We start from the raw sequence: 10,120 nt of genomic DNA on the forward strand, positions 1-10,120 counted from the left end.
GTTGTCAGTGTGCAGTCGTATGATTGCTTTCTGTAATTATCGTGGCGGGGAGCGTACGGTGCCGTTGCCGTAAGAGACCGAGTCGGCCGTTGGAGCGTCTTCGTGCCCGTTCGTGCCGGAAAAGGCGGACGCCCCGGTCCGCGGGCCCTTGCGGGGCCGGGGACCGGGGCGTCGGACGCTCCGGGGAGTCAGGCGCTCCGTGCGTCGTGACTCCGGGGGAGTGTCAGTGCATCGGCATCGGCGCGTCGAGCGCGGACGCGTTCTCCGGCTTCTTGCGCGGCAGCAGGAGCGCCGGCAGGAACGCGAAGAGCAGCAGCCCGGCCGCGTACCAGTAGGTGTGCTGGAAGGCGTCGGCCATCGGGCCGGCGATCTTCTCCATCACCGCCGGCGGGATCTTCTCCGCCGAGCCGATGTCGCCGCCGCTGCCGCCGCCGAGGTTGTCGGCGAGCTTGTTGGCGAGCAGCACCGAGATCATCGCGGTGCCGATGGACGCGGACACCTGCTGGATGATGTTCAGCATCGTGCTGGCGCGCGGGACCTCGTCGTGGGCGAGGGTCTGGATGGCGGCCGCCATGGTCGGCATCATCGTCATGCCCATGCCGAGGCCCATGACGAACAGCACCGCGCCGAGCGTCCAGAAGGAGGTGTCGGCCTCCAGGATCGCGGCGAAGCCGGACACCGACGCCACGACGACGACCATGCCGACGAGGACGACCCGTCCCGGGCCGACGCGGTCGGTCAGCTTGCCGCCGATCGGCATGGTGATCATCGCGCCGAGGCCCTGCGGGGCCAGCAGCAGGCCGGAGTGGAGCGCGCCCTGGCCGCGGACCGTCTGGTAGTACAGCGGCAGCAGCAGCATCGCGCCCATGAACGCGGCCATGAACAGCAGCATCGTGCCGGACGCGGCGGCGACCGAGCGGCGCTTGAGCAGCCGCAGGTCGATCAGCGGGTTGCTCGCCTTGAGGGCCCGGATGACGAAGCCGATCGTGAGGACGGCGCCGATGATCGTCGGCACGAGCGCGCCGGTCTTGAGGAAGTCCTTCATCTCGGCGCCCTTGGCCAGGCCGTAGATCAGCGAGGCCAGGCCGGGGGAGAGCAGGATCAGGCCGATGAAGTCGAGCCTCTCGCCGTGCTTCGGGGTGTCGCGCGGAAGGATCCTGGCGGACAGGAACAGCGCGACGATGCCGATCGGCAGGTTGATGAAGAAGATCCAGCGCCAGGACACGTCGTCGACGAGGTAGCCGCCGATGATCGGGCCGAGGATCGGGCCGAGCAGCATCGGGATGCCGACGATGCTCATGACCTGGCCGACCCGCTGCGGGCCCGCCGCCTGGGTCAGGATCGTCATGCCCGCGGGCATGATCATGCCGCCGCCGAGGCCCTGGAGGACGCGGAAGGCGATCAGGGACTCGGCCGACCAGGCGACGCCCGCCAGCATGGAGCCGATCACGAACAGCGCGATCGAGATCATGTAGAGCCGTTTGGTGCCGAACCTGGCCGAGGCCCAGCCGGTGATCGGGATCACCGTGGCCAGCGCCAGCGTGTAGCCCGTGGCCACCCACTGGATCGTCGACAGGGGAGTCTCGAACTCCCGGGCCAGGTCGTTGATCGCGACGTTGACGACGGTCACGTCCAGAATGGACATGATCGCGCCGAGGACGACGACCATGGCCACCGCGAGCACGCCGCGGTCCAGACCTCCACCGGAGGCCGGTGCCTCCACAGGGCCGTCCGTCGCCTTGGGGGACGCGGGAGCGGTCAACTCTCTTCCAATCCTTCGGGGGCCCGCGGCTCAGGGCGCGCAGGGGCCGGGGGGATGTTCCGGGGTGGGATACCGCAGCAAAATACTGCAGTGACTGACACTTTCGCGAACGGTTTAAACTGCCGCTGCTCCCGGAGTATTCCGGCCGGGTCTGACAATCTGGCCCGATCCGTGCTGCTCCGGCGGCTCCAGCCTCAGACCTCGATCGGACTTGAGGTCAAGGGAGTGTGACGCACGCGACACGGTGGCCGCCTCCTCCTTCCTCTCCGTCCGGGCCCAGGTGTAGACCGGTGGGACGTCCGGAACTCATCGCTGAGGTGAGAAGAAGGTGGAGCGCTCCAGAAGGTTCGCCGAGCCGCTGCTGAGGGCACTTGGCGTTCCGAGGGCTCAGTGCGCGCCGAGGGGTCGAGGCATTCCGGATGGCTCAGGGCATTCCGGACGGCTCAGGGCGTCCGAACGGCTCAGGGGGTCGGCTCGAAGTCGTCGTCTAGGGCTCCTTCGAGGAGGGCGACGAAACCGGCGGTGGCGGGTGCGGGCGTGTGCGCGCCGGACAGCATGCGCTCCAGCCACGCCTCGCTGAGCAGTCCCGTCGCGGCGACCGGTGCCAGCAGGTCGGGCTCGGCCCGCCAGTGCGCGACCAGGGAGCGGGTGAGGGCGGCGCTGGCCGACCACGAGTCGCCCCGTCCGGAGATCCGCTGCCGCGTCTTGTGGACGATCTTGACGCCCTGGTCGCGGGCGGTGCGGGCGAGCCGGACGGGCCGGGGCGCCGTCAGCGCGTCCGGCCGGACGCCGGTGTCCATGGGCAGGGCCGCGAGCTCGGGGTCGAGCGCCGCGAGCAGCCGCGCGTTGAACCGCGATCCCCGCTTGGCCGCGGGCGGCAGGCCCTCGGCGATGGCCACGAACCGCGGGTGCAGCAGCGGGTTGAGCACGGTGTGCTCGGTGCAGGAGGCGGTGATGACCGCGCCGACCGCGCGGTGGTAGCGCTGCCGGAAGTAGTAGGCGTCGGTGGCGGACAGCCAGTCGCCGCCGAAGCCGGCGAAGATGCCCTGGATGCGCCGCATGGTCGCGGCGCCGGACTCCTCGGCGAAGGACGGGTTCAGGCAGCCGGGGTCGACCGGGTCCAGGCTGAAGATCCGCCATTTCGCCAGCCGCTCGACCAGCCGGGGCGTCACGTCCGGGCGCTGCCGCTGCATCGCGTAGTACATGCCGCGGGACAGCTCGCCGCCGAGGCCGCTGATGCGCGGCGCGTCCGTGGTCTGCCCCTCGACCCATTCGAGCATGCCGAGGTGCAGGGGGCTCAGGATCTGCTCGCGGCGCCGGGCCGTCGTGAGGAGGAGGCGGTGCGCCTCGGACGGGTCGAGGCGCCGCAGCCGCGACAGGTCGATGACCTCCCGCCGCATCCGGCAGCGCCGGGCGAGCATCGCGGCGGTCGCCTCGTCGCCGCTGTCGCGGGCGGCCAGCGTCATGGTCCCGAGCCCGATCCGGCGCGCGGGCGGGATCGCGGCGAGCAGCAGGCGGGTGTCGAGCCCGCCCGACAGTTGCAGGACGGCGTCGGGGTACCGGTCGAGGCACTGCTCCATGCCGGTGCGGATCAGCTCGGCCAGGGTCCGGACGGCCTCCTCGACCGGCGGCGCGTCCCCGCCCTGGAAGCCGCCCGGCTGCATCTCGTCCTCGACGAGCCGCCCGTCGAGGAGCCGCCACCGGGAGCCGCTGCGCAGCTTCTTCACGCCCTCGAACGCGGTGTCCTCGTCGAGGAAGTGGCCGACGAGCCGGAAGGCGCCCAGCGCCTCGCGGTCGAGGCCCCGCCCGGCCAGCCGCGCGAGCTCCCGCGCGGACGTGCCGACGGCGGCCCAGCCGTCGCCCTGCACCCCGTAGACCTGCCGCAGCCCGAGCCAGTCGGCGGCCACGGTGACGGCGCCGTTCTCCGCGGCGGCCCCGGCGAACGGCGCCGCCAGGTCGGCGAGGCCCTTGCCGGTCAGGATCCGCTCGCGCAGGGCCGGGACGCCGGGTTCCGCGAAGGCGTGGTCGTGCGGCCGCATCACGAGGGCGGCGGTCCCGTCCGGTCCGAGGTCGGTCGGGCTCGCCGCCGCCGTGGGCGCGGCACGTCCGGGCGCCGTCGATATGGCCAGCAGTCGGGACAAGGTCCGCATTTCATACCCCCGTGCATTTCAAGGCGGGAGATGAAACTCTAGCTTTGTCCGCTTCGCTCGGACAGTGGCCCATTTTCGGCACCGCACTTGTTTCCGGTGCCGTATCCCTGCTTTGACAATGGCATTCACGCCTGCGGGTCAGGATCGGGGCGGCCGTGGCCGGGATCGGACGCCGCCCCCGGTCAGCCGGTCCGTCCCGTGGTGCGGGACGTCGCGCACCAGCGCAACGACGGCCTCGGAGGAATGATCCGCGCCTTCTGGCCGAGTGCGGCGTTCGGCGGATTCGTCTCGGACGAATGCGAAACATCCGGATGTCGTCCGTTTCCGGCCGAGGCCATTTCCGGACTGTGCCGTGCCATTCCGTGTGCCACTGGATCGAGCGCCGTTTTATGATCGGGAATCCGGCGGGGCGTACCAGAGCCGCAGCGCCTCGCGGAGGCCGTCGAGGTCGAAGTCGCCGGTGGCCCAGCCGATGTACCCGTCCGGACGGACGAGGAGCGTCGTCCCCATGAGCCGCGCGGGCGCGACGACGTCCACGCCCTCGATCGGCTCCGGCACGGGTTCGCCGGTGACGAGGACGAACCGGCCCGCGCGCAGTGCCTCGTAGAGCCGCGCCGGCCCGCCCGGACGCGCGGCGAGCGGCAGGTCCGGGGCGCGCCTGCCGGTCAGCGGATGGGCGTCCGGTGGAGCCGGGTAGCGGAGGTCCACGCCGGACATCAACCCCGCGAGCCGGCGGTTGATCGGCCGCGCCGTCGTCGCGGCGTGGGCCGCGACGTTCCGCAGGGCGCGCAGGATGGGAGAGCGCAGCTCCACCGTCAGGCGCGTGAGGATCCCGCTGTTGCGGCCCACGAGGCGCCCGACCGGATGCCGCTCGTTCTCGTAGCTGTCGAGCAGCCCGCGCGGGGCGCGGCCCCGGACGGCCGCGGCGAGCTTCCAGCTCAGGTTCGCGGCGTCCTGCATGCCGAGGTTCATCCCCTGCCCGCCCGCGGGCGAGTGGACGTGCGCGGCGTCCCCGGCGAGGAACGCCCGGCCGACGCGGTAGCGCGGGACCTGCCGCTCGTGGCTGTGGAACCGGGAGATCCAGCGCGCCTCGGACATGCCGAAGTCGGTGCCGTAGACCCGCTCGGTGAGGGCGCGGACCTCGTCCAGGCCCACCGGCGCGTCCAGCGGCGGCTGGACGCGCGGATCGCAGACGACCGCGCGGTGCCAGCCGTCCCCGAACGCCGCGAGGAAGCAGAAGGCGTCGGGCACGCCCTTGAGGCGGAAGATCTCCCGGGGCGCGTCGCTCAGCCGCACGTCGGCCAGGATCATCGACAGCACCGTGGACCGCGTGGGGAACGGCAGCCCGAGCTCGGCGCGGACGGCGCTGTGGGCGCCGTCCGCGCCGACCGCATAGCTCGCCCGCCATGACCGCGTGCCGCCGTCCTCGCCGCGCGCCTCCACCTCGACGCCGCCGGAGTCCTGCCGGAGCGCGGTGACCGCCGCACCGCGGACGATCTCCGCTCCGTTCGCCACGGCCCGGTCCTGGAGCACCGCCTCCGTCCGGTACTGGGGTGTGGCCAGCAGGTAGTTGAAGCGGCTCGGGAGACCCCCGAGATCGATCGTGTAGTCCGCGAGCGCGGGCAGGGCCGGGACGGCGGTGCCCGTGGCGATCAGCTCGTCGGCGATCCCGCGCGCGTCGAGCAGCTCCAGCGTCCGCGCCTGGACGACGAACGCCCGCGCGAGGTTCGAGTCGGTCGTCCGGCGCTCCAGTACCGTGGTCGCCACCCCGGCCGCCGCCAGGTCCCCGGCCAGGAGCAACCCGGTCGGACCCGCTCCCACGATCAGTACGTCCGAGCCCATCGCCGTCCTCCGTCACGCCGAGCCGCCTGTCTCCGGATGTCATCGTCAAGGGACGGGGCCGGTCCTTGCATCCGGCGGTCGACCGGTCACGCGAGGCGGCGTCCGGTCAGGCGGAGGAGCGGGCCAGCAGGCGCAGGGCCTTGTGGGACGGCGTGCCGGGCGTCGCCGTGTACAGGACGACGCGCTGGTCCCGGCCCGGGACGTGCAGGACGCTGCACTCGACCTCGATGTCGCCGGCGACGGGGTGCCGGAGCCGCTTGCTCATGCTCCGGTGGACGCCGACCCGGTGGTCGTGCCAGACCGTCCGGAACTCGGGGCTGCGTTCCCGCAGGTCCGCGACGAGCGCGGCGATCCCCGGGTCGCGGGGGAGCCGGGCGGCCGCCGCGCGCAGGTCGGCGACGCACGCGCGGGCGAACCCGTGCATGCCCTCGGACTCGTAGACCCAGGCCGGTTCGGCGCCGGTGAAGAAGCGCCGGACGAGGTTGCGGTCCCGGCGCGGGACGGCCGCGAAGTCGGCGATCAGCGCGGCGGCGGGGCCGTTCCAGGCGAGGACGTCGTACTTGGCGTCCATGACCAGGGCGGGCGTGGCGTCCAGGCCGTCCAGCAGGTGCCGGAGGGCGGCGGGCACGTCGCCGGACGGCTCCGGGGCGCCGGGCATCTCGCCCGCCAGGTGGAACAGGTGCGCGCGCTCGTCGCCGGACAGCCGCAGCGCCCGCGCGATGCCGGACAGCGTCTGCCGGGACGGGTGCGGCCCGCGGGCCTGTTCGAGGCGGCTGTAGTAGTCCACGGACATCCCGGCCAGCCACGCCACCTCCTCGCGGCGCAGCCCGGGGGTGCGGCGGCGGCGCCGCGCGTCCGGGTCCAGGCGCAGGCCGGCGTCGGCGGGCGTGACCCCGGCGCGCCGGCGGCGCAGGAAGTCGGCCAGTTCCGTCCGGTGCACCCGTCCAGCATGGCCGATCCGGGCCGCGGTGATCCAGGGACCGCCGGTCCCTGCATCGACGGGTCTCTCGTGCCCCGGCGCCGTCCGTACGAGGGTGGCTCGCACCCGATGAGAGGAAGCGGAGATGCCCCTGCTGGAAGACAAGGTCGCGATCGTCACCGGAGGCGCCTCGGGGATCGGCGCGGCGACCGCGCGGATCCTGGCCCGCGAGGGCGCCGCGGTCGCCGTGGCGGACATCGACGGGCCGGGCGCCGCGAAGGTCGCGGACGCGATCACGGCCGCGGGCGGGCGGGCCGTCCCCGTGACCGCGGACGTGGCCGAGCCGGACCAGGTCGCCGCGATGGTCGCGGCGGCCGTCGGCGAGTTCGGCGGCCTGGACGTCCTGCACAGCAACGCCATGCTCGGCGATCCCGCGGTGATGGGAGCCGACGGAGCCGTCACCGACCTCGATCCCGACGTGTGGGACAAGGTCATGCGGGTCAACGTCCGCGGCTACATGCTCGGCGCCAAGTACGCGATCCCGGAGATGCTCGCCCGCGGCGGCGGCGTCATCGTCAACACGGCGTCCGTCACCGGATTCCTGAGCGAGCTCGCGCGGCCCGCCTACGGCACCTCCAAGGCCGCGATCCTGGGACTGACCAGGAACATCGCGACACAGTACGGCCGGCGCGGCGTCCGCTGCGTGGCGGTGGCGCCCGGCGTCGTCCTCACCGAGGGCCTGAAGGCGAACATGCCGCCGCAGGCGCGGGAGATGATGGCCGCGCACCATCTGACGGGCCGCCTCGGCGAGCCGGAGGACGTCGGCGAGCTGGTGGCGTTCCTGGCGTCCGACCTGGCGGGCTTCATCACCGGCTGCGCCGTCCCCGTGGACGGGGGGCTGTCGGCGCACGTCGCGTCCTACGCCGACGAGCGCCGCTTCATGGAGGCGGCCGCCCAGCACGGACGGCGCTAGGCGACCGCCGCCGGCACGCCGGTGTCAGGAGGAGGCGGGGAGGCCGAGGGCGCGGGCGATGAGCATGCGCTGCACCTCCGACGTGCCCTCGCCGACCTCCAGGATCTTCGCGTCGCGGTAGAAGCGGCCCACGGCGTACTCGTTCATGAAGCCGTAGCCGCCGAAGACCTGCGTGGCGTCGCGGGCGTTGTCCATCGCGGCGTCGGACGCGACGAGCTTGGCGATCGACGCCTCCTTCTTGAACGGCTTCCCGGCGAGCATCTTCGCCGCCGCCGCGTAGTAGGCGAGGCGGGCCGTGTGCGCGCGGACCTCCATGTCGGCGACCTTGAACTGCATCGCCTGGTAGCGGCCGATCTCCCGGCCGAACGCCTCGCGCTCGCGGACGTAGCGCAGGCACTCGTCCACGCAGCCCTGCGCGAGCCCGACCGACAGCGCGGCGATGGCGATGCGGCCCTCGTCCAGGATCCGCAGGAACTGCGCGTAGCCGCGGCCGCGCTCGCCGACGAGGTTCCCGGCGGGCACGCGGACGTCGTCGAACGACAGCTCGCGGGTGTCGGACGCCGACCAGCCGACCTTGGAGTACTTCCGGCCGACGGTGAAGCCGGGCGTGCCGTTCGGGACGATGATGGTGGAGATCTCGCCGTCGCCGGTGAACGCGGTGACGGTGACGAACGCGGTGATGTCGGTGCCGGAGTTCGTGATGAACGCCTTCGACCCGTTGATCACCCAGGAGTCGCCGTCGAGCCGGGCGGTGGTGCGCATGCCGCCCGGCACGTCCGAGCCGCCGCCCGGCTCGGTCAGCCCGAACGCGGCGAGCCGCTCGCCGGACGTGAGCCGCGGCAGCCAGGTCGCCTTCTGCTCGTCCGTCCCGAAGCGGTAGATCGGCATCGCGCCGAGCGAGACGCCGGCCTCCAGCGTGATGGCCACGGACGAGTCGACGCGGGCCAGCTCCTCCAGGGCGAGGCACAGCGCGAAGTAGTCGCCGCCCATCCCGCCGTGCTCCTCGGGGAACGGCAGGCCGAACAGCCCCATCTTGCCCATCGCGGCGACGATCTCGTACGGGAACTCGCCCCGCTCGTACAGGTCGCCGATGACCGGCGCGACGCTCTCCCGGGCGAACCGCTCGACGGTGCGCCGCAGCTCCTCCTGCTCGTCGCTCAGCGTGAAGTCGATCATCAGTTACTCCGATTCCGGTTCCGGTGAGAGGGCCTGGACGACGCGGGACGGGCTCGGGCGGCCCAGGCGCTCGGCCATCCAGCGGCTGGTCGCGACGAGCGCGTCGAGGTCGACGCCGGTCTCGACGCCGAGGCCGTCGAGCATCCAGACGAGGTCCTCGGTGGCGAGGTTGCCGGTGGCGCTCTCCGCGTACGGGCAGCCGCCGATGCCGCCCGTGGACGCGTCGACGACGGTGACGCCGGCGCGGAGCGCGGCGAGGGTGTTGGCGAGGGCCTGGCCGTAGGTGTCGTGGAAGTGCACGGCGAGCCTGTCGGCGGTGACGCCCGCCGCGTCCAGCCCCTCGATGAGCGCGGTGACCTGGCCGGGCGTGCCGACGCCGATGGTGTCGCCGAGGCTGAGCTGGGAGACGCCGAGCGCCATCATGCGGGCCGCGACGGACACGACCTGCTCGATCGGGACGTCGCCCTCCCACGGGTCGCCGCACGCCATCGACACGTACCCGCGCACCCAGATGCCCTCGGCGCGGGCCCGCTCCACGACCGGCGCGAACATGGCGAGGGACTCGTCCACGGTGCGGTTGAGGTTGCGGCGGGCGAACGACTCGGTGGCGCTGCCGAAGATCGCGATCTCGGTGACGCCGTGGGCGAGCGCCCGGTCGAGGCCCCGCTCGTTCGGGACGAGGACCGGGTACCGGATCCCGGGCTCGCGGGACAGCGCGCCGAGCAGCTCCTCGGCGTCGGCGAGCTGCGGCACCCACTTCGGGTGCACGAAGCTCGTCGTCTCGATCGTCCGCAGGCCCGCGGCGGCGAGCCGGGTCACGAACTCGGCCTTGACGTCCACGGGGACGACGGCCTTCTCGTTCTGCAGGCCGTCCCGCGGGCCGACCTCGTAGATCGTCACCCGGTCGGGGAGCCCGGACAGGGGAACCCGCATCGTCACGCCTCCTCGCTCACCGACGGCTCGCTCACCGACGGCTCGCTCACCGGCGGCTCGATCACGGCCAGCACCGCGTCCAGCGCCACCTGGACGCCCGCGCGGACCGGCAGCTTCGCCACGGTCCCGGCGAGCGGGGCGGTGACCGTGTGCTCCATCTTCATCGCCTCCACCACGACGAGCGGCTGCCCCGCCTCGACGCGCTCGCCCTCCGCGGCCTTGACGGCGAGGACGGTCCCGGGCATCGGGCTGCGCAGCACCCCGTCCCCGGACGCGGCGGACGCGCCGCCGCCCTCCGCGCGGACGTGCTCGGCCAGCGCCCACGCGTGCCCGTCGCGGCCGAGCCACAGCGTGCGGCCGTCGCG

The 10,120-nt window shown here is 73.1% G+C and carries 8 protein-coding genes; 1 reads left to right on the forward strand and 7 read right to left on the reverse strand.

Features of this window, described 5'->3' with window-relative positions:
• Positions 1-223: 223 nt before the first annotated feature.
• The 4 genes from E1300_RS29505 to E1300_RS29520 all read right to left on the reverse strand — a co-directional run bounded on the left by E1300_RS29505 (position 224) and on the right by E1300_RS29520 (position 6,694).
• Positions 224-1,762 carry a DHA2 family efflux MFS transporter permease subunit gene (locus tag E1300_RS29505; RefSeq protein WP_207400026.1) on the reverse strand — a complete coding sequence of 513 codons (1,539 nt, stop codon included), beginning with the start codon at positions 1,760-1,762 and terminating at the stop codon, positions 224-226.
• Between the two features lie 461 nt (positions 1,763-2,223).
• On the reverse strand, positions 2,224-3,903 hold the full coding sequence (locus E1300_RS29510; RefSeq protein WP_131760365.1) for a hypothetical protein: 1,680 nt from the start codon (positions 3,901-3,903) through the stop codon (positions 2,224-2,226).
• Positions 3,904-4,299: 396 nt separating this feature from the next.
• On the reverse strand, positions 4,300-5,754 hold the full coding sequence (locus tag E1300_RS29515) for an FAD-dependent monooxygenase (RefSeq protein ID WP_131760366.1): 1,455 nt from the start codon (positions 5,752-5,754) through the stop codon (positions 4,300-4,302).
• 106 nt (positions 5,755-5,860) lie between these two features.
• Positions 5,861-6,694 carry a helix-turn-helix transcriptional regulator gene (locus tag E1300_RS29520; RefSeq protein ID WP_207400027.1) on the reverse strand — a complete coding sequence of 278 codons (834 nt, stop codon included), beginning with the start codon at positions 6,692-6,694 and terminating at the stop codon, positions 5,861-5,863.
• Between the two features lie 124 nt (positions 6,695-6,818).
• Here E1300_RS29520 and E1300_RS29525 point away from each other — a divergent pair, with 124 nt between their 5' ends.
• Positions 6,819-7,646, forward strand: coding sequence for an SDR family NAD(P)-dependent oxidoreductase (locus E1300_RS29525; RefSeq protein ID WP_131760368.1), 828 nt, complete (start codon positions 6,819-6,821; stop codon positions 7,644-7,646).
• 24 nt (positions 7,647-7,670) lie between these two features.
• Here E1300_RS29525 and E1300_RS29530 read toward each other — a convergent pair whose 3' ends face one another.
• The 3 genes from E1300_RS29530 to E1300_RS29540 form a co-directional block, all read right to left on the reverse strand.
• A complete protein-coding gene (locus E1300_RS29530; RefSeq protein WP_131760369.1) occupies positions 7,671-8,822 on the reverse strand; it encodes an acyl-CoA dehydrogenase family protein in 1,152 nt (383 codons plus the stop codon).
• Between the two features lie 3 nt (positions 8,823-8,825).
• Positions 8,826-9,755, reverse strand: a complete 930-nt coding sequence (locus E1300_RS29535; RefSeq protein WP_131760370.1) for a hydroxymethylglutaryl-CoA lyase — start codon at positions 9,753-9,755, stop codon at positions 8,826-8,828.
• A gap of 2 nt (positions 9,756-9,757) precedes the next feature.
• The coding region (locus E1300_RS29540) for an acyl-CoA carboxylase biotin carboxyl carrier protein subunit (RefSeq protein ID WP_306440680.1) at positions 9,758-10,120 on the reverse strand (363 nt) is incomplete at its 5' end.

It is taken from the genome of Actinomadura fibrosa (assembly GCF_900659615.1).
Taxonomy (GTDB): Bacteria; Actinomycetota; Actinomycetes; order Streptosporangiales; family Streptosporangiaceae; genus Spirillospora; species Spirillospora fibrosa.

Excerpts from the sequence above, each read along its gene's own strand:
- E1300_RS29515 (WP_131760366.1), bottom strand. The coding sequence starts at position 5,754 with ATGGGCTCGGACGTACTGATCGTGGGAGCGGGTCCGACCGGGTTGCTC.
- E1300_RS29525 (WP_131760368.1), top strand. The coding sequence starts at position 6,819 with ATGCCCCTGCTGGAAGACAAGGTCGCGATCGTCACCGGAGGCGCCTCG.
- E1300_RS29530 (WP_131760369.1), bottom strand. The coding sequence starts at position 8,822 with ATGATCGACTTCACGCTGAGCGACGAGCAGGAGGAGCTGCGGCGCACC.
- E1300_RS29535 (WP_131760370.1), bottom strand. The coding sequence starts at position 9,755 with ATGCGGGTTCCCCTGTCCGGGCTCCCCGACCGGGTGACGATCTACGAG.